Source organism: Neomoorella carbonis (assembly GCF_045278715.1).
In the GTDB taxonomy this organism is placed as follows: domain Bacteria; phylum Bacillota; class DSM-521; order Neomoorellales; family Neomoorellaceae; genus Neomoorella; species Neomoorella carbonis.
Map to the genome: position 1 here is coordinate 987,704 of NZ_CP136420.1, position 20,140 is coordinate 1,007,843.

Here is a 20,140-nt window from a genome sequence, read left to right on the forward strand (position 1 = left end):
ATGGCCGTTGCCAGGGAGGATTTGCAGACGCAGGAAATTGAGCTTAATATGGGTCCCCAGCACCCCAGTACCCATGGCGTTTACCGGGCCCTTTTGACCCTGGATGGCGAAAAAGTAGTCAAGGTGGAAAATATAGTTGGTTATCTGCACCGGGGCATAGAAAAGCTGGCTGAGGACCGCACCTACACCCAGGTCATCCCTTACACTGACCGCCTTGATTATCTGGCCGGGATGCTGAACAACCTGGGTTATGTCCAGACGGTAGAAAAACTGATGGATATTGAAGTGCCGGAACGGGCCGAGTACCTGCGCATTATCATGGCCGAGCTGTCCAGGATAGCCAGCCACCTGATTATGGTTGCTTCTATGGCTCTGGATGTGTCCGGCTGGACGGCGTGGTTTCCACCTTTCCGGGAAAGGGAGCGGATACTGGACCTCTTTGAAATGACCTGTGGCTCGCGCCTGACGGTGAGCTATATGCGTATCGGTGGCGTGGCTGCCGATATTCCGCCGGGCTTCTTGCCGGCCCTGGAAGCTTTTTTAGATGATTTGCCCCAGTTGATCGCGGAAGTGAACGGCTTGATTACGGGGAATGAAATTTTCCAGGCCCGCTGCCGGGGTGTGGGCAAGATTGATCTGGAGACAGCCCTGGCCTATGGCCTTACGGGGCCGAATTTACGCGCCTGCGGGCTGCCCTTTGACTTGCGCAAAGCGCGGCCGTATGGTATTTATGACCGGTTCGAATTCGATATTCCCACTTTAAACAACGGGGACAGCTACGACCGCTTTGTTATTCGCCTTTTGGAGATGGAACAGAGCGCCCGCATCATCCGCCAGGCCATGGCAGGGCTCCCCGACGGGCCGGTAATGGCCAAAGTGCCCCGGGTGATTAAACCGCCCAAGGGAGAAGTTTATCACCAGATCGAGGGCGCTAAAGGAATTCTGGGCTTTTATCTCGTAAGTGACGGCGGCAATAAGCCCTACCGCCTGCACATTCACAGCCCGTCCTTTGTTAATTTAGGCGTTTTGCCCAAAATAGCCGAAGGCGGTAATATCCAGGATTTTGTTGTCAACCTTGCCTCTATTGATATTGTTCTAGGTGAGGTTGACCGGTGAACGGGAGTTTTGCTTAAGGGAGAGGATAGTTGGCTATGGAAAATATATTTACTGGCATAGCCGCCTATTTAAAGGGGTTCCTGGTCGGGGCTCCGCCGTGGGGACAGACCTTGGCGATGGGCCTCCTGTACCTGGTGGGTGTCCTAGCCTTTATCTTTCTTAATGCCATTTATTTGATTTACCTGGAACGGAAGGTAAGTGCTTATATGCAGCAGCGGCTCGGGCCCAACCGCCTGGGCCCTCGTGGGCTCCTCCAGTCGGTAGCCGATGCTGTAAAGCTCCTTGGCAAGGAGGATATTATACCACGCGGGGCTGATAAATGGGTTTTTATTATTGCGCCGGTAATAATCTTTATCCCGGCGGTCATGGTCTATGCTGTCATTCCTTTTGGTAAAGGGATGATCCCTGTTGATTTAAATATTGGTGTCTTTTATTTCCTGGCCGTGGCCTCGACCACAACCATCGCCATTTTAATGGGCGGCTGGGGGGCCAACAATAAATACGCCCTGCTGGGGAGTATGCGCTGTGTAGCCCAAATGGTAAGCTACGAAATACCCCTGACCTTTTCTATCCTGGGGGTAATTATGCTGGCCGGGTCTTTGCAGACTTCCCAGATAGTGGCGGCTCAGGAAAAGATTTGGTATATACTACTCCAACCTGTAGCTTTCCTTATTTACTTTATAGCGGCCACGGCGGAAGTAAACCGCGCCCCCTTTGACCTGGTTGAAGGGGAGCAGGAGATTATCGCCGGTCCCTATACGGAATATACCGGGATGCGCTACGCCCTCTTTTATCTCTCGGAGTATGCCAACCTGGTCAGCGTTTCGGCCCTGGCGGTAACCCTTTTCCTGGGGGGCTGGCACGGGCCGTGGCTGCCATCGTGGTTATGGTTCTTGATTAAAGTCTATATTATGATTTTCATCTTTATGTGGGTGCGCTGGACCTTTCCCCGCATTCGCATCGATCACCTGCTGGGCTTTAACTGGAAGGTATTGTTACCTCTGTCCCTGGCCAACATCCTGGTGACCGGCGTGGGAATTAAGATTTACCAGCTGCTGACCCTGGGGAGGTGGTAGGATGTTCGGGCAAGGTTTATTAAAGGGGTTAAGTATCACCTGGCACTTCTTTTTTGGCAAGGCCATAACAGAACAGTATCCGGAACGGCGGCCCAACCTGCCCCCGGCCTCCCACGGTTCCTTTCGCCTGGACAGGGAGAAGTGTATAGCCTGTGGCCTCTGTGCCAGCGCCTGCCCCAACCATGTTATAACTATTGAAAGCGAGCGCGACGAACAGAAGAAACGCCGTCTTACCGGTTACCGGGTGAAATTTGGCCAGTGCCTCTTCTGCGGCCTGTGCGTAGAAAGCTGTCCCCAGGACGCCCTGCACTGGCAGCCTGATTTTGAGCTGGCCTGCTATCGCTATGAGGATACCGAACATGATTTGCTGGCTGGCCCGGCGGCGGAGGTGAAAAAAGGTGCCTGATACGACTGCCCTTTTCTTCTGGCTGCTGGCGGCGATTATTACCGCTTCCGCCCTGGCCGTAGTTTTACTAAAAAATATCGTGCACAGCGCCCTGTACCTGGTCTTGACCTTTGTGGCCGCTGCCGGCCTCTATATCTTGCTAGGCGCCGAGTTCCTGGCGGCGGTGCAGCTCCTGGTCTATGCCGGTGCTATTGCCGTTCTAATTGTATTTGCCATTATGCTGACCCGGCGGGGCGACATCCGGGCCAGCAACCTGTTCAACGTCAATTACCTGGCGGCGGCCGTTGTTTCCCTGGCCCTGTTTTTCATAATCACCCTGGCGACAGCCCGCATGTCCTGGGTGGCTGGTCCCGGCCAGGCACCGGCAGGTAATGTCGGGGCTATTGCCGATGCCTTTTTGGGCCCGTTTGCTATCCCCTTTGAAATAGCGGCCGTGCTCTTATTGGTGGCCATGGTAGGGGCTATTCTCCTGGCGAGGGGAGGGAAACAGGACCAGTGATTACTTTAAATCACTACCTGGCCCTGGGGGGGCTGCTTTTCTGCATCGGCCTCTTTGGTGCCCTGGCCAAGAGAAATGCCGTCGCTGTTTTAATGGGAATTGAACTCATGCTTAATGCGGTCAATATTAACCTGGTGGCTTTTAACCATTTCCTGGAGCCGGCCCGGGTGACAGGCCAGATCTTTGCCATTTTTGTCATTGTCGTGGCCGCAGCTGAAGTAGCCGTCGGCCTGGCCCTGGTCTTAAATATCTACCGCCGGCGCCTGGACAGCAACGTGGATGACCTTGACTGGCTCAAATGGTAATTTGTCAATAAGGCAGGTGATATCCCGTGATCAAATATGCCTGGTTGATACCGGTTTTTCCCGCTATAGCCTTTCCTATCATTGTTTTTCTGACGCGTAAAGTGCGCCATTTAAGCGCCCTGGTGGCTATTGCCGCCATTGCGGCCAGCTTTGTCATGGCCGTTGGAGTACTACGGGAAGTCTTCCTCCTGGGTATAACCATGGAGAAACCGGTGGAATACGCTGTCCCGTGGCTCCAGATACCGGGACTTTTAAAGATTGAGGCCGGGATATTAATTGACCCTTTGACTGCAGTAATGCTCCTGGTAGTCACCCTGGTGGCCCTGCTGGTAGAGATTTACTCCGTAGGCTATATGCACGGCGACCCGGGATTTTCAAATTTCTTTAGCTATCTTTCCCTTTTCAGCGCCTCCATGCTGGGTCTGGTCCTGGCCAATAACTACTTTATGATCTTTTTCTTCTGGGAACTGGTGGGACTCTGTTCTTACCTCCTTATTGGTTTTTACTATCATAAACACGCTGCGGCCCGGGCCGGCTTGAAAGCCTTTGTAACCAACCGGGTGGCCGACTTCGGTTTTATGCTGGGCTTTTTCTTCCTCTTTGCCATGTTTGGGACCTTTAATTTCCGGGAGCTGGCCGAAGCCATTCCCGGCTATCAAAATACCGGCTTTTTAGCCCTGGCGGCGGCCCTGGTATTTATCGGTCCCATTGGCAAGTCGGCCCAATTTCCCCTCCATGTCTGGCTGCCTGATGCCATGGAAGGCCCCACGCCGGTGAGCGCCCTGATCCATGCCGCCACCATGGTGGCTGCCGGTGTCTATTTACTGGCGCGGGCTTATGTCCTCTTTGCCAGCTTGCCGGGCATTTTGCTCCTGGTTGCCTATGTGGGCGGCTTTACGGCTTTACTGGCAGCAACCATTGCCGTTGCCCAGCGGGACATCAAGCGGATCCTCGCTTACTCGACCATGAGCCAGCTGGGCTACATGGTCATGGCCATGGGTGTCGGTAATATGACGGCCGGCATGTTCCACCTCATGACCCATGCCTTCTTTAAAGCCCTCCTTTTCCTGGGTGCCGGGAGTGTGATCCATGCCCTGGAAGAGCAGGACATATTCCGCATGGGCGGCCTGTACAAGGATATGAAGATTACCGCCGGCACCTTTGTCCTTGCTGCTTTAGCCCTGGCCGGGTTACCGCCCCTGGCTGGCTTCTGGAGCAAGGATGAAATCCTGGCCGCAACCTTTGACCATGGTTTTACCGGACTTTATATCCTGGGCACCCTGGTAGCCTTCCTGACGGCTTTTTATATGTTCCGCCTGATCTTCGTGGCCTTCTTTGGCGACCGGCGTGCCGGTCTCCATGGCCATGAGTCGCCTTTAACTATGACCGTGCCCCTCATTATCCTGGCCGTGCTTACGGTGGTAGTCGGTTTCGTGGGGACACCCTTTACCGACCACGGCTTCAGCACCTTCGTTTATTATGGTGAGCCCCATCATGCTGAACCCAACTATGCCGTTATGCTGATTTCAGTAATTGTTTCCCTGGCGGGTATCGGCCTGGCCTGGCTCTTCTATGGCCGTCCCAGCGACGTGCCGGAAAAACTGGCTAACCGTTATCGCAGCATCTATACGTTGCTGGTGAACAAATATTATATCGACGAAATCTATATGTGGCTTTTCCGCCGCGTTGTCCTGGGGCTGTCGGAAGCCTTTAACTGGCACGACCGGCATGTAGTTGACGGTATCTTCGACGGTGTCGGCGATATGACCCGTATCTCGGGCCGGAAACTACGCCTCCTCCAGACGGGGAACCTGCAGACCTATGCCCTGGTCATCTTTACCGCCGTAGTGATTATTGCCCTCTGGATGGCGGCACCGGTGTTAGGAGGTGTGATCCAGTGAATTTTCCTATCTTGACGGCCATTATGCTGGCCCCGGTGGTGGGACTGCTCCTGATCCTGTTAATCCCGGAGAGGGAAGAGCTGACTATCAAAATCACCGCCGCTGCGGCCACCTTTGTTTCCCTGGTGCTGGCCATCCTGGCCTATGTGCTCTATGATTACGGCCGGGGGGGCCTGCAATTCCTCCAGGATGTTCCCTGGGTTCCGTCCTTCGGCATTAATTACTCCGTCGGTGTCGACGGATTAAGTATGCCTATGGTATTGCTGACGGCCCTCGTCATCTTCACCGGCGTCTTTGCCTCCTGGGATATGACCAAACGGGTGAAGGAATTCTTCATTTTCCTGTTAATGCTGGTGACGGGGGTTTTCGGGGTCTTCATCAGCCGCGATCTCTTTTTCTTTTACCTCTTCTTTGAGGTAGCGGTGATCCCTATGTACCTTTTAATAGGTATCTGGGGCAGCACCAGGAAAGAATATGCGGCCATGAAGCTGACCCTTTACCTCCTCGTCGGCAGCGCATTCGCCCTGATCGGTATTATTGCCACCTTCCTGTACGCTGCCCAGCAGCTGGGCCATGCAACCTTCGACATCCAGACCCTGGCCACGGTGAAGTATGACCTGGGCTTCCAGAAATTTGTTTTCTTCTTGATGTTAATCGGCTTCGGGGTGCTGGTGCCTATCTGGCCCCTGCACCTGTGGTCACCGGACGGCCACGTGGCCGCTCCGACGGCTGTCAGTATGCTCCACGCTGGTGTCTTGATGAAGCTGGGAGCCTACGGTCTTATCCGGGTGGGCCTTTTCCTCTTCCCGGAAGGAGCCAAATACTGGGCGCCCCTCATTGCCGTTCTCTGTATAGTGAATGTGGTCTACGGGGCCATGATTGCCATGGTCCAGAAAGACCTCAAGTTTGTTATCGGTTATAGCAGCGTCAGCCATATGGGTTACGTCCTGCTGGGGATAGCTGCCCTTAACACTTTAAGCCTGAACGGGGCGGTAGCCCAGATGTTCGCCCACGGCATCATGACGGCCCTCTTCTTTGCTTTGGTGGGTAATGTTTACCACAAGGCCCATACCAGGGAAATCGCCCGCTTTGGCGGCCTGGCCCACCAGATGCCACGGGTGGCGGCAGGCTTCCTTATCGGCGGCCTGGCCTCCCTGGGCCTCCCGGGCCTTAACAACTATGTCGCCGAGTTTCTCATTTTCATCGGCTCCTTTACCAGGGAGCAGACTTTGCTGGGTGGTATTCTTTCTTACCGGATACTTTCTATACTCGCCATTTCAGGTATTGTCATAACGGCCACCTATGTTTTGCGGGTGGTCAAGAATACCTTCTTTGGCCCGCGGAAACCCGAATGGGATCACCTGGAAGATGCCCGCGGGGTGGAAATGGTGCCCATTGTCGTTTTAGTGGCCACCCTGATCCTCTTTGGCTTGCTCCCTTCACTCCAGATTGACATGATCAACAGCGGCGTAGCCCCGCTCGTAGCTAAAATAGAAGCTGCGAAGGCGATTGGGGGTATCTTTTAATGGCTAGTCTGCAGCTACTAACGGTGGAAATATTAACGGCTGCTTTAGGCCTGGGGCTGCTGGCTTTAGGCCTGCTGGTACCCCAAAACGACCGCCGTGGTATTGGCTATGTAGCAGCCGCCGGCCTGGCCGGCCTGATGGTGGCGGCTTTCAGCATGCGGGATGCCAGCGGGGTAGTCCTGGGCGGTTATGTTATCGACCCCTTTGGCACCTATTTTAAAGTTTTATTCCTGGCCGCGGCTCTGCTGACTGCAGTTTGTTCCTTTGAATATGTAGAAAAGATGGGCTTTAACCAGGGAGAATATTATGCTTTGCTGGTTCTGGCCACCCTGGGGATGATGATCCTGGCTTCTTCCGGCGAGCTGATCAGCCTGTACCTGGGCCTGGAGCTGATGACCATTACTTTCTGCATCCTGGCCGCTTATCGCCTGGACGATGCCAGATCGGCCGAAGCCGGTATCAAGTATATTCTTCTGGGGGCCATGTCTTCGGCCATTCTCCTGTACGGTTTGAGTCTGGTCTATGGGGCCAGCGGGAGCACGGTAATCAAGGAGATTGCGCAAGCAGTTGCGACCGGCGGTGCCAGCCCGGCCCTCCTCCTGGGAACAATCTTTCTTCTGGCCGGCTTTGCCTTTAAGGTAACGGCCGTACCATTTCATATGTGGTCTCCCGATGTTTATGAAGGGGCACCGACGCCGGTAACGGGTTTCTTATCGGTTGCCTCCAAAGCCGCCGGCTTTGCCGCCCTGGTAAGGGTGTTTTTTGGCGCCCTGCCGGACCTGCACAACTTCTGGATGCAGCTCTTTATTGCCCTGGCAGTGTTGACCATGGTCCTGGGGAACCTGGTGGCCATTCCCCAGACCAATATCAAGCGGTTGCTGGCCTATTCCAGCATCTCCCAGGCCGGCTACCTGCTCCTGGGTGTTGTATCCTTCTCGGTCCTTGGCATCGGGGCTATCATGTACTACGCTATGCTCTACGTCTTCGGCAACATGGGCGCCTTTATGGCAGCCACGGCTTTCTACAACACCGATGGAAGCGATGAGATCAGAGATTACGCCGGCCTGGCCAGGCGTTCGCCCCTGGTGGCGGCGGTAATGCTTTTTTCCCTGCTGTCTCTGGCGGGGATACCGCCCATGGCCGGCTTTGTCGGCAAGTTTTACCTGTTCATGTCCATTATATCCAGGGGTTATATCTGGCTGGCCATTCTTGGTATCCTCATGAGTATGGTCTCTGTCTACTACTACCTGCTGGTGGCCAAGGCCATGTACCTGGGCAACCCGCCGGAGGGGAGCCGGCCGGTGCGGGTAGCTCCCGGCCTCCAAATAGCCATGATAGTGTCCCTGCTGGTCCTCTTCCTCCTGGGGATTTACCCGACACCCCTGACCAATTATGCCATGAACTCGGCGGTAGCCTTCTTTATGCCCTGAGGCTGTCCATCTCAGCGGCCTCATTGAATACAGGCAACGTGAATAGGGTTTCAGCCTTTAGCCTTCAAGGCGAGGTGAGCCAGCATGACTGTGGCGCGGCGGCGGCGCGGCCAGCGAGGCGAGGCGGCCGCCGCCGTCTATTTAGAGCGCAGCGGCTACCGGCTGCTGGCGCGTAATTACCGCTGCCCCCTGGGGGAAATAGACATTATTGCTGCCGACGGCGAGGCAGTTGTTTTTGTCGAGGTACGCACCCGCTCGACAGCCACCTTCGGTACACCCCAGGAGTCAGTTGACGCCCGCAAGCAAATGCGCCTGCGCCGCCTGGCGGCCTATTACCTTAGCAGGCATGGTTTGAGCAACCGTCCCTGCCGTTTTGATGTGGTGGCGGTTTGGCTGGACCGGCAGGAGAGAGTGAGGGAGATAGAAATTATTAAAGGAGCGTTTTAAATGTAAAGCCAGGGTAACACCTGGCTTTTTAATTACAGATTTATTTCTTTAATAACAGGTCCTGGACCCGGTCCTGGAGATAAATACCGTCCCTGTACGACCCGGCGGAGGCGCGTTCAAAGAGGGCGTGGCCTTCTTCCTGGCAGCGGAGGCAGGCCTCGCGGGGGATAAAGATGGCCAGGATGTGGCTGCCCCGGTCGGTTCGCGAGTCGATCCAGGTGAGCCCGCCGCAAGAATCACATACGAGCGTTGTTTCTACCTGGGTTTCCATCAGCCCCTCGGTGTCGTAATAGATCTGACGCCGGCGGCTGATTTCTTTTTTATCCCGGACATATTCAGCCCGCAGTGTTTCCCGCTGCTGCCAAGCGCGGTAGGTTTCTTCGCACAGGCGGGCGATGTAGTCGCTGACCCGGGAAGACTGGGCCACCCTGGCCGGGCTGTAGTCAGGCTCCCGAATGCTGGAGTAATCGAGTCCGGCCAGGGCCAGGATGATCCCCACATTGACATAGGGCAGGGCGCCTTCGATGGAGTAGCCGCCTTCTAAGACGGCTATGTCCGGCTGCAGGCGGTCATTCAGGCGGGCGTAACCCCGGGCGGAAAAACGCATGTTGGTGATAGGATCGGTATAATGGTTATCCTGGCCGGCGGAATTGATGACCAGATCGGGTTTAAAATCGGCCAGGACTGGCAGGATGAAATGTTCCAGGGCGTAGAGGAAACCTTCTTCGCCTGTCTCGGGCGGCAGGGGCAGGTTTAAATTGTAGCCGAAGGCGTTCGGTCCCCCGAACTCATTTAAGAAGCCGGTGCCGGGGTAGAGGGTACGCCCGTCCTGGTGTAAAGAAATATAAAGGGTGTCTGGATCATGCCAGTAGATGTCCTGGCTGCCGTCGCCGTGGTGGCAGTCGGTATCCACAATGGCGATGCGCTTTTTACCATAATGACGGCGGATATATTCGATCATAATGGCTTCTATATTAATATTGCAGAAACCGCGGGCACCGTGGACGATGCGCATGGCATGGTGTCCCGGCGGCCGGACGATGGCAAAGGCTTTATCCACCTCACCTTTGAGGACGGCTTCAGCAGCCACGATTGCACCGCCGGCGGCTATCAGGTGGGATTCGGTGATCCTGGACATGACGTCAGGGACACAGACGTGCACCCTTTCCACATCGGCTATTGCAGCCAGGCGGGGGCGGTATTCATAGATGCCGTCGATGTCCAGGATGCCTTCTTCCAGGACCTGGTCCTGGGTATAGAGGAGCCGCTCTTCCCGTTCGGGGTGGGTAGGGCTGATGGCCCAGTCAAAGGCCGGGAAGAAGACCAGGCCCAGGCGGCGGGCGGCTTTATACATCATCCCCATCTCCCTTCAGCGGGGTGACCCGGGGTTTAACCTGAACTTTTACCCGGATATTTTTACCGGTAGTATAAAAACCGGAAACCATATTAAAGGCTTGTTCTTCCACTACTTCCAGCTCGGTGCCGGCCGCTTCCGGGGTCAGGCGCAAAAGACGCCCGCGCAAAAGCTCCAGGGCGCGGGTACGGGCCCGCTCCAGGTTGTAGCCGGCAGGGATCTTTTCCCGGATGCCCTCTTCGGGAACAGTTAGTAGTCCCTGTTCGGTATCGGCCAGGAGGGTCAATTCCGTAGTTGGCTGGCTTAAAGCTGCCCCAATGGCATTGGCCACCCCGGCCAGGTTGGGGACGGTTACCGGGAGGCCGAAAGCAGCTTCCAGTTCGGCCGCCAGTATGGGTGCCGGGGCGCCAATGACAATCACCTGGGCGGGCTGTAATTGTTTACCTTCCAGCACTTCGCGGACGGTGTAGACCGGCCGGCTGTTGATTTTATCCAGCAGGGCCCGACACTGCCGGACAATTTCCCCCGCCATTTGCTGCAAGATGGCAGCGGCCATATTCATTGTCCCCAGTCCCAGCTCATCGCCCAGTTCGGCAACGCCCCGGCGGGCGGCGGCCTTATCCCCCAGGTCCAGGCGGCCCAGGGTAATGAGGGCGTCGGTGGGGGTCACGGCCGGGCCCCCCAGGGCCCGGGCCGGCCCCTGGCGGTCGGGGCCGATGGTTAAACGCCCCTCCTTTACCCGCAGGCAGCTGTCGCCCCCCAGACCCAGGGAGTAGCTGAACAGCGCGCGCACCAGGGTGGGGTAGCCGGCAAGGCTTATGCCAGTGGGTTCATAGAGGGGCACACCGCCGGCCAGGAAAGCAATATCCGTGGTTGTTCCACCTATATCCAGGATGATAGCATCTTGCTGAGCTGGCACCAGGGCCAGGGCGCCCATGACGCTGGCCGCAGGGCCGGAAAGGATGGTTTCAACAGGTAAGGCCCGCGAGGCCTCCAGGGACAGGGTGCCGCCGTCGGCCTTTAAAATATAGGGAGCAAAGGGTAAATTCTTTCTGGCAGTAAAAGTTTCGATGGCAGCCGCAAAGGAATTGTAAGTAGCGGCGACGGCGCTGTTCAGATAGGCGGTGAAGACCCGGCGGGGGAAGTTTAACCGGCCTGACAGGCGGTGGCCCATGGTAATAAAATCGTAGCCAGGGGACAGGGCCTGCTTGATGCCGAGTTCGTGCTCCGGATTGCGGGTTGAGAACTTGCCGACAATGGCCAGCTGGCGGATGCCGGCCTGCCGCAGCTCCCTGTCGGCAGCCTTTATCTCCGCTTCTACCAGGGGGCTGGTGGGGCGACCGCGGTGGTCGATGGCCCCCGAGAGGATGAAGTTTTTCTGGCCGCAGGCGAGTACGGCGGGATTTAAGCCCGGCCCCGGCTCCAGGAGCAAACCTACGGGGCTGGTGCGGCCGGTAACGATGGCGTTGGTGCAAATGGTTGTGCTTAAATTGAGGCGTTTTATTGCGGAGGGTTCGATCCCGGCCAGGACAGCTTCCAGGGCCCGGGTAATGGTGCCGAGGTAGTCCGCCTGGTCGGTTGTTGTTTTATAGTGGCGCAGGATGCGGCCCCCGGCAATGAGGACGGCATCGGTATGGGTGCCACCCATATCCAGTCCTACAAACATTTGCCTCGCCTCCAGGTTTATTTTAGAACTTTAAACCGGGAGTTGCAAGGATATTGCGCTAGCGGGCAATTTTTTCCGCAAGTTACAGGGTTTAATTTGCAAATCTAAATGGAAAGAGTATAATTGTAGCTTGTAAAATATACCATCTAGTCTTTCAAGGTGATTCCTGGCATATGAATAATAGCAGGCGTTCCGGCCTTTGCCAGCGAGCCTGGTTAGCGAGGTGAAGAAGTTGCCCACCACCGCCCGGCTGACCAATTTCTATAGCAAGGTAATGCTGGAGGGGGAAGAGCAGTTCAGCACCGTTACCATTGAAGCCACTGCTCCGCCTCCCACGGCAATCGACTATCCAGAACCGGGTACCTGCCGGGTGACCCTCCGGGCCATTCTGAATATGTACCCCGGCCCCCTTTATGTCCAGGACGGTATTGTCCGGGAAGTAACGGTTGAGCCTGGTGACAGGCAGGTCACTTTTAACATCAGTCTAGATGAGGCCGTCCAGGCGACGCTGACTGCTGTAGAGGGGGTTCCCTACCGGATTGTATTACGCTTCAGCCGCCGGCCCCTGCAGGAATTTTACCGGGATAAATTAATCATCCTCGACCCGGGTCACGGGGGGACCGATGGCGGCTGGCGGGGGCCGGTCAATCTCTGGGAGCGGGATATGGCCTGGAAGACCGCCCGGGAACTGGCGCGGGTCCTGGAGGGTTTTAAAGCGCGGGTGATCTGGACCCGCGAGGAGCAGGAAAACCCCTCCTGGCAGGAACGTCTGCGGAAAGTTACCCCGGCTACTTTTTGCTTTATCAGCGTCCACGAGCATGGTGCGACGGATGCAGGCCAGCGGGGGACGGCCGTCCTTTATAATCCCGCTTCCAGGGGTAATGAGGAACTGGCGGCTAAGGTTTTAGAAAGAATCGTGGCCAGGGTGAAGACACCGGCGCGGGGAGTTAAAGCTGACGAAGAGCTGGCCCGCCTTGGAGAGGTGCCCGGCTTAAAGCTGGAACCGGTAGCCATTACCAACTGGGTCGATGAAGGTTTGCTGCGCAACCCCTATTTCCACCAGAAGGTAGCTCTGGCTACCGCCGTAGCTATCAAACAATATTTCCAGCGGAGGAAATAATCCTATGGCCGGGAAGAATGAGGGAAAATTATTCTATAAAATACCCATCCGCACCCATATCGTTACCGAAAACGACGACATAGTCAGCCTGGCCATAAAATATAGTAAAGGTATTGCCGCGCCCGGCGATGTCATCTGCCTGGCGGAAAGCGTCGTCGCCATTACTCAGGGCCGGGCCGTTTTACCGGAAACGGTGCGCCCCGGCAGGCTGGCGCGTTTTTTAAGCCGTTTTCCCGGTAAAGACGGCAGCCTCGCGACCCCGCCGGCCATGCAGCTGGCCATCGAAGAAGTGGGTACGGCGCGCATCTTGGCCGGCTGTGCCGCGGCTGCTGTGGGCCGGTTGCTCAAGAAAAAGGGCCTCTTTTACATTGTAGCCGGGCGCGAGCTGGCCCTGATCGACGACATAGCCGGTACCATGTACCCCTACGAGCGGCATATCGTCATGGGGCCCAAAAACCCGGGCCGGCTGGTGCAGGACATTAAAAAGGCTACCGGGGCGGAAGCCGTGATTGCCGATGTCAATGATAAAAGGTGTGTAGACATCCTGGGCATCACTGATAAGCGCTACCGGCAAGCAGTAATTGAGGCTTTACGGGATAACCCCTTTGGCAATGAAGATGAGCAGACGCCCATAGTTATCCTCAAGCGCCGGGAAATGAGGGGATAGATGGCCATAGAATCGCCCAATGACGGGCGATTTTTTACTTGTCCTGCAGGTGGACGAGAACGTATAATAATGGGGTAATGAGATTTTCTGGAGGTGGCTTTGGTTGAAGCATGTGGTTACCCTGATACCGGGAGATGGTACCGGCCCGGAACTTATTGCTGCGGCCCGGCGGGTACTGGACGCGAGCGGGGCTGAACTCGAGTGGGAAGTCGTGGCGGCCGGGGAGACGGCCCAGGAGAAGTACGGCAGCGTACTGCCGGAGGAAACCCTGGCTTCCATTCGTAAAAACGGCGTGGCCCTTAAAGGCCCCATCACCACGCCGGTAGGCACCGGTTTCCGCAGTGTCAATGTTGCTTTACGGAAGGAACTTGACCTTTATGCCAATATTCGCCCGGCCCGTAACCTGCCCAATGTACCCTCCCGCTACCAGGGTGTCGACCTGGTCATTTTTCGAGAGAACACTGAAGATCTCTATGCCGGCATAGAACATATGGTAGGTGAGGAAGCGGCGGAAAGCATTAAAATTATCACCCGCAAAGGTTCCGAGCGTATTGCCCGGGCGGCCTTTGAATATGCCCGCCGCAACGGCAGGAAAAGGGTGACGGCCGGGCACAAGGCCAATATCATGAAATTCACCGACGGGCTTTTCCTGCGGACTTTTTATGAAGTGGCTAAAGATTATCCCGATCTAACTGCCGACGACCGTATTGTGGACAACCTGAGCATGCAGCTGGTGCAGAAACCGGAACAATATGACGTCCTGGTGCTGCCCAACCTCTACGGCGATATCCTTTCCGACCTCTGTGCCGGCCTGGTAGGCGGCCTGGGGGTGGCGCCGGGGGCGAATATCGGCGACCGGGCGGCTGTTTTTGAACCCATCCACGGCAGCGCACCCAAATACGCCGGCCAGAACAAGGTTAACCCCCTGGCAACCATTCTCTCCGGGGTGATGATGCTGGAGCATTTAGGCGAAAAAGAAGCTGCCGCGAGGATTCAGAAGGCTATCCAGGCTGTCCTGGCCGAAGGAAAATACTTAACCTACGACCTGGGCGGCACTGCCGGTACCAGCGAAATGGCCGACGCCATAGTAAGGCAGTTGGAGAAGGCGTAGCTGCCTGGTGGAGGGGTAGGAGTGGCCTTATTTGCCATAGCTGATCTGCACCTGGGTCGCGATATGGCCATGTTTGGGCCGGTCTGGGAGAACCACCGGGAAAAACTCGCCGCCCGCTGGGAGAGGGTGGTCAACCCCGGGGATACAGTTTTAATCCTGGGAGATATCAGCTGGGGCATGCGCCTCAACGATGCCCTGCCCGACCTGCAGTTCCTCAAGTCCCTGCCGGGGTCCAAGCGCATCCTGAAGGGGAACCACGACTACTGGTGGCAAACCGAGCGCAAGATGGCGGCGGCCATCCTTGATGCGGATCTTGCCCTTTTAAAGCCGGAGATCATTGCCGGAATGGCCGTCTGCGGCACCCGGGGCTGGCTGGTCCCCCAGCACCCTCTTTACAATGAAGAGACGGATGGGAAGGTTTACCGGCGAGAAGTTTTGCGCCTGGAAATGGCCCTGAATGGCGTGCAGAAGCTGCGCCGGGAAGAGCCCCTGGCCGTGATGATGCATTTTCCCCCGGCCTGCCGTGGCGAAGCGACCGATTTTATAAGATTGATGCAGAGCTATGGCGTCAGCCACTGTTATTACGGACACCTCCACGGCGCCGACCAGGAAAAAGCCCTGGCAGGGGAGGAATGGGGCATTAACTTTCACCTGGTGGCTGCCGATTATGTTAATTTTACCCCGGTTCTGGTATCCTGTTAAAACGGCGACCTGTCCATATGATGGGGACAGGTCGCTGAGTTTTAGGAACTTTACGGCCCTTAAGGACGTCTATAGATAATGGAAGGTCTCTACTTTGGAGGAAAAGTTATGCGCTACATACGGAAACGGGTTTTATCTGCCTTTCTGGCTGTTTTCCTGGCTGCCGGCTTGCTGGTCCATCCCCTGCTGTCCCTGGCAGCCGCTTCCTGGCAGGTGGTACCTGAGGAAGAAAAAATTCCTCTGGCCACTGGAGTGCAGTATTCGGCCTACCAAATTACTGCTCCCGGCTATAAGGAGGCGGTGAAGGTCTTAACTATCGATCCCCGGGACAGGTTTACGGTTATGGAGACAGTCTTATCTCACGGCAACCTGGCCCTTGACCTGGAAAGACCCACGGCTATGGCCGCCAGGCTGGCCAGGGAAGGCAAGGCTGCCGTAGCGGCTACAAATGGTGATTTCTACAGCACCCGGGCGCCCTATTTGCCCATCGGCCTGCAGATAAGCAACGGCGAGCTGTTAACCAGTCCCCAGGGGTTTCCGGCCCTGGGGTTGACCGGGAACAAAGAAGTCATTATCGGGACTCCTGTCATGGCCGCTTACCTGGAGGTGACCAGAGAAGTACCCGAAAAAGACGGAAGCGTGGCCCGGGTGGTTTACACCTACCCTATCGCCCACGTCAACCGGGAAAGGGGGGCCGACATGCTGGTCCTCTATACCCCGGCCTTTGCGGCCAGCACCGGCACCAATGACTACGGTACGGAGATAATTTTGCAAGGCCTTGACCTGCCCGTTAAAGCAGGCCGTACATATACCGGCGTCGTGGCTGCCAGGATTGACGACAAGGGTAATAACCCCATCCCGCCGGACGGGGTAGTCCTCTCCGGCCACGGGAAGGCCCAGGAGTTTTTAAAACAGCTTCATGCTGGCGACAGGGTTAGTTTCACCATCAGGTTTACCGATACGCGCTGGCATGATGTTGTCCAGGCTGTGGGCGGCCATGAGATTATCCTGCAAAACGGGCAGGTCGTCCTGCCCGCCAACAGCACGGACCCCCTGGTGCGGTCCCGCCATCCCCGGACGGCAATCGGCGTCACGAAGGACGGCCGCCTGGAGATAGTGGTCGCCGACGGCCGCCAGCCCGGCTACAGTCAGGGTATGACCCTTTACGAGCTGGCCGCATTTATGCAGGCCAGGGGGATAGTCGCGGCCCTGAACCTTGACGGTGGCGGTTCATCAGTGCTGGCGGCCCGCAATGCCGGCGAGTACGATTTATCGATTTTAAACAAACCTTCCGACGGGCAGGAAAGGCCGGTTACCAATGGCCTGGTGGTTTTTTCCACCGCCCCCCGGGGTCGACTCAGCCGTTTATACCTTCTTCCCGAGGCCATAAAGGTGTATAGAGGCAGCAAAGTGCAGTTCAGCCTCAAGGCCCAGGATAATTATTATAACCCTGCACCGGTACCTGCCGGTGTGAACTGGCAGGTGCGAGGGAATGTGGGCCGCTTTATTTCCCCCGGCCTGTTCCAGGCCGATAACCCCGGCCAGGGGGAGATTACCGCCCGGATAGGGGAAATCAAAGCTACCGCCGGGATTACTGTCGTCGATAAGGTATACAGGCTGGAAATTGCCCCGGCCATTGCCACCCTGCAGCCCGGTGCTGTCCAGCAGTTTACAGTAACGGCCTTTGATGCCGGGGGTAACAAAATCTATGTCGACAGCTCTTTGTACCGGTGGACGGTCAGTGAAGGGCTGGGCCGGTTTGATCCGGAAAAAGGGCAGCTAGTACTGGCCGGGCCGGCGCGTAATGCCTGGGTCAAGGTCAGGCTGGGCGACCGGGAAGCGGTAGCCGCAATCAATCCCGCCCTGGAGCTGGCTCTAGAGGGCCGGCCCGTAGCCGGGCAGGAAGTAACCCTGGTCGTTCGCCAAAACGGTGCGCCGGTAGCGGGGGCGGCGGTCCAGCAGGTCCAGCCGGCAACGACGTGGGGCAGGGTAACGGCCCGAGCCCTCTATGTGAGGACAGGTCCGGGAACAGGGTATAAAGCCATCACCCTGGTACCGGCAGGTTACCGGCTGGCTGTCCTGGCCAGGCTGGAAAACGGCTGGCTGCAGGTGCGCCTGCCGGACGGCCGGGAAGGTTATTGTTCTGGAAAGTATGTTGCTGTCCAGGAAGGCAGCCTGGACCTGGGCCGGACGGATGCTCAAGGTAAAATCCGGTTTACGGCCGGGGTAGCGGGGAGCTATAGTTTTGTCGCCATGAAAGAAGGTTTTTTACAGGCTGAGCTGGACCTGGTGTTTAACGAGAAATAATTTGCTCCCGGTTACCCCCGGCATTAAATCATGCTTAAAAATGCCCTGGATAAAAGATTAAAGAATTGTGCCCGGGAAGATTACCCGGGCACTTTAATAATCAATTAAGCTATGGGTTAGGTAAGTAAGCTATTTAAATAAGAGACAGGCATGTGGTATAATATGATTGTTTTATCAAGAACAGGTTACCTGTTAGATCGGGGAGGAGGAACTTTTTGCTGCGCATACTATTCCTTTTTAACGCCGTCCCCGCCCGGGAGCGCCGGGGACCCTACAGTGATTGTTTCTCCTGGGAGACCGTGAGGCAAATTTACCGGGCGTTACTGGAAGGCGGCAACGAGGTTTACCCTGTTAATGTCCGCAGCCGCCACCAGCTGGAAAAAATCCCTTTCCCGCCAGCCGACTCCCCACCTGGCCTTTGTCCTGGCCGAAGGTTTTCTCGACGAACCCCGTACCCTGTATGACGGCAGCGGTGCTGCTGCGGTACGGTTTTTATTGCAGAAGTACGGCATTCCTGCCAGCCATTCTCCCGCGGTGACCATGGAGATATGCCGTCACAAAAACCTTACCTATCAAGTTTTACAGCAACACGGTTTGCCGGTACCACCCTACCTGGTGCTCGAACCGGTCCGAGGGTTACTGCGGCAACAGATGGACCGGGCGGTGGCGGAACTGGGATTTCCTTTATTTGTTAAACCCAATGGCGGCGGTAGCAGCATTGGCATCAGCGACGCTTCGGTGGTATATAATTTTACCCAACTGGAATACCAGGTAAATACCCTCCTGGATACCTTGGGCGAGTTGCCGGTGCTGGTGGAAAAGTACCTCCCCGGCCAGGAGTTTACCGTCGGCTTAATCGGTCGATCCCCCTGTTACGTCTTGCCATCTATAGCTTTTCTTTATCAAAAAATTAGGACTCTTACCGTTAAGGGCGGCCCAGATATGACTGAACATATTTTTCCGGGGGACAGGCGTTATCAAATTTTAAGCGAACTGGCCGTCAAAGTGCTGGCGGCCACAGGGGCCAGGGACGCCTTAAGAATTGACCTGCGCTCTGACAGCGAGGGAGGGGTCTATATCATTGATGTGAACGGGACGCCTTCTTTGAGTCCCACGGCCTCCCTGACGGCCATGGCTATGGCTGCCGGTTTAAGATACAGCCAGTTTATTAATTTCATCCTCTACCAGTCGCTGCTGGAATATGGCCTGGCGCCCAGCGGTAAATTACAGGAACTGGTAGTTCCGGCTCTGGGTTTGTTGCACCACTACCGCTGCGAAACGCAGCTCCTCCAAGTATCCTCGGCGTAAGTATATCTGTTCCTTTGTATCACCGGTGAAGATTGCTCCTTTAATTTTAAATTTATTTTTGGCTAAGGAAGAAGGATTCTTTTAAATAGTGTCGAATATATGCTTTAACAAAAAGAGAAAGCGCTTTCAATAAATATTTTTTTCCCAGGTAATGAAAGCGCTTTCAGGAGGAAGGGTTATGGCCGGGGCAACTATTTATGATGTTGCTAAAAAGGCCGGGGTGTCAATTTCCACCGTATCCCGGGTTTTGAATAACAGTTCCCGGGTAAAGGAAAGTAACCGGGAACGCGTTTTACAGGCGATAGAAGAACTGGGATATGAACGCAATTTACTTGCCGCAGCCCTGATGAAAAAAAATACCCATACCCTGGGTTTGATTATCGCCGACATTGCCAACCCTTTTTATGCCGAAATTGCCAGGGCGGTAGAAGATAAAGCAGCGGAGAATCATTACAACGTAATTGTCTGCAACACTGATAACGACCTAAAAAAAGAAGCTGCTTATATTACCATTTTACGCCAGAAAAGAATCGATGGTATCATTTTTACTACACCGGAAATTAACAATCACAACATAAAGAAGCTTTACCAAGAACAACCGGATTTTCCCATGGTATTAATCGGAAGCCGGATAGAGGGATGTACCATTGATACTGTTTTAGTAGACAATTCTCTCGGTACAACAGAAGCCATGCAATACCTGACATCTTTGGGCCACAGGCGCATCGGGTTCATATACGGTTTGCCGTCGACCTTATCCTCTAAAGAGCGCCTTACTGGTTACTTGAACTACCTGGTTGACAACGGAATGGCAAGGGATAATAAACTAATCCGGGGCGGTGCTTTTAAAATTGAGAATGGTTATCAAAAAGCAAGGGAGCTTTTACAGCTGGAAGACCCTCCCACGGCTATTTTCGCTGCTAATGACTTAATTGCCATAGGTGCTTTGGAGGCTGCCAGGGAAATGGGAATAGAAGTGCCAGGGGAACTTTCAATCCTTGGTTATGATAATACCAGCCTTGCGACAATAACTTTTCCCAGGTTAACCTGCGTGGCCCAGCCTATGGCCGAGATGGGCGCGAGGGCGGCGGAGATGGTGATCGAAAGAATTCAAGGACGGCGTAGTTCCCCTAAAGTTGTTACTCTTTTACCGCGGCTGGTGATAAGGGATTCCACCGGACCTTTAAGGAGGTGATGTT

The 20,140-nt window shown here is 55.5% G+C and carries 18 protein-coding genes; 16 read left to right on the forward strand and 2 right to left on the reverse strand.

Annotation, left to right across the window (positions count from 1 at the left end; translation table 11 throughout):
• The 9 genes from MCACP_RS05170 to MCACP_RS05210 all read left to right on the forward strand — a co-directional run bounded on the left by MCACP_RS05170 (position 1) and on the right by MCACP_RS05210 (position 8,706).
• On the forward strand, positions 1-1,116 hold the full coding sequence (locus MCACP_RS05170; RefSeq protein ID WP_406678306.1) for an NADH-quinone oxidoreductase subunit D: 1,116 nt from the start codon (positions 1-3) through the stop codon (positions 1,114-1,116).
• A gap of 35 nt (positions 1,117-1,151) precedes the next feature.
• Positions 1,152-2,192, forward strand: coding sequence for an NADH-quinone oxidoreductase subunit NuoH (gene nuoH / locus MCACP_RS05175; RefSeq protein WP_406678685.1), 1,041 nt, complete (start codon positions 1,152-1,154; stop codon positions 2,190-2,192).
• 1 nt (position 2,193) lies between these two features.
• Positions 2,194-2,598, forward strand: coding sequence for a NuoI/complex I 23 kDa subunit family protein (locus MCACP_RS05180; RefSeq protein WP_406678307.1), 405 nt, complete (start codon positions 2,194-2,196; stop codon positions 2,596-2,598).
• Positions 2,591-3,097 (forward strand): NADH-quinone oxidoreductase subunit J family protein, encoded by a 507-nt coding sequence (locus MCACP_RS05185; RefSeq protein ID WP_406678308.1) that lies wholly within the window; start codon positions 2,591-2,593, stop codon positions 3,095-3,097. Before MCACP_RS05180 ends, MCACP_RS05185 begins: the two co-directional genes overlap by 8 nt.
• Positions 3,094-3,402, forward strand: a complete 309-nt coding sequence (gene nuoK, locus MCACP_RS05190) for an NADH-quinone oxidoreductase subunit NuoK (protein ID WP_141264270.1) — start codon at positions 3,094-3,096, stop codon at positions 3,400-3,402. The genes MCACP_RS05185 and nuoK overlap by 4 nt, the downstream gene beginning before the upstream one ends.
• 26 nt (positions 3,403-3,428) lie before the next feature.
• On the forward strand, positions 3,429-5,303 hold the full coding sequence (gene nuoL / locus MCACP_RS05195; protein ID WP_406678309.1) for an NADH-quinone oxidoreductase subunit L: 1,875 nt from the start codon (positions 3,429-3,431) through the stop codon (positions 5,301-5,303).
• Complete coding sequence (locus MCACP_RS05200) at positions 5,300-6,829, forward strand: complex I subunit 4 family protein (protein ID WP_406678310.1); 1,530 nt, start codon at positions 5,300-5,302, stop codon at positions 6,827-6,829. Before nuoL ends, MCACP_RS05200 begins: the two co-directional genes overlap by 4 nt.
• Positions 6,829-8,259 carry an NADH-quinone oxidoreductase subunit N gene (locus tag MCACP_RS05205; protein ID WP_406678311.1) on the forward strand — a complete coding sequence of 477 codons (1,431 nt, stop codon included), beginning with the start codon at positions 6,829-6,831 and terminating at the stop codon, positions 8,257-8,259. The genes MCACP_RS05200 and MCACP_RS05205 overlap by 1 nt, the downstream gene beginning before the upstream one ends.
• Before the next feature lie 84 nt (positions 8,260-8,343).
• Entirely contained in the window at positions 8,344-8,706 is a 363-nt protein-coding gene (locus MCACP_RS05210) for a YraN family protein (protein ID WP_406678312.1), read from the forward strand.
• Positions 8,707-8,746: 40 nt separating this feature from the next.
• Here MCACP_RS05210 and MCACP_RS05215 read toward each other — a convergent pair whose 3' ends face one another.
• Entirely contained in the window at positions 8,747-10,060 is a 1,314-nt protein-coding gene (locus MCACP_RS05215; RefSeq protein WP_406678686.1) for a histone deacetylase family protein, read from the reverse strand.
• A complete protein-coding gene (locus MCACP_RS05220) occupies positions 10,053-11,726 on the reverse strand; it encodes a hydantoinase/oxoprolinase family protein (RefSeq protein WP_406678313.1) in 1,674 nt (557 codons plus the stop codon). Before MCACP_RS05220 ends, MCACP_RS05215 begins: the two co-directional genes overlap by 8 nt.
• Before the next feature lie 199 nt (positions 11,727-11,925).
• Here MCACP_RS05220 and MCACP_RS05225 point away from each other — a divergent pair, with 199 nt between their 5' ends.
• The 7 genes from MCACP_RS05225 (at position 11,926) to MCACP_RS05255 (ending at position 20,136) form a co-directional block, all read left to right on the forward strand.
• A complete protein-coding gene (locus MCACP_RS05225) occupies positions 11,926-12,846 on the forward strand; it encodes an N-acetylmuramoyl-L-alanine amidase (RefSeq protein ID WP_406678314.1) in 921 nt (306 codons plus the stop codon).
• Positions 12,847-12,850: 4 nt separating this feature from the next.
• Positions 12,851-13,513 (forward strand): coenzyme F420-0:L-glutamate ligase, encoded by a 663-nt coding sequence (locus tag MCACP_RS05230; RefSeq protein WP_406678315.1) that lies wholly within the window; start codon positions 12,851-12,853, stop codon positions 13,511-13,513.
• Positions 13,514-13,616: 103 nt separating this feature from the next.
• Positions 13,617-14,624: an isocitrate/isopropylmalate dehydrogenase family protein gene (locus MCACP_RS05235; RefSeq protein ID WP_406678316.1), complete on the forward strand. Its 1,008-nt coding sequence runs from the start codon at positions 13,617-13,619 to the stop codon at positions 14,622-14,624.
• 21 nt (positions 14,625-14,645) lie between these two features.
• Complete coding sequence (locus tag MCACP_RS05240) at positions 14,646-15,326, forward strand: metallophosphoesterase (protein WP_406678317.1); 681 nt, start codon at positions 14,646-14,648, stop codon at positions 15,324-15,326.
• Between the two features lie 108 nt (positions 15,327-15,434).
• A complete protein-coding gene (locus tag MCACP_RS05245) occupies positions 15,435-17,633 on the forward strand; it encodes a phosphodiester glycosidase family protein (protein ID WP_406678318.1) in 2,199 nt (732 codons plus the stop codon).
• 354 nt (positions 17,634-17,987) lie between these two features.
• Positions 17,988-18,941, forward strand: a complete 954-nt coding sequence (locus MCACP_RS05250) for a D-alanine--D-alanine ligase family protein (protein WP_406678319.1) — start codon at positions 17,988-17,990, stop codon at positions 18,939-18,941.
• A gap of 178 nt (positions 18,942-19,119) precedes the next feature.
• Entirely contained in the window at positions 19,120-20,136 is a 1,017-nt protein-coding gene (locus MCACP_RS05255) for a LacI family DNA-binding transcriptional regulator (protein ID WP_406678320.1), read from the forward strand.
• The last annotated feature ends 4 nt before the right edge of the window (positions 20,137-20,140 follow it).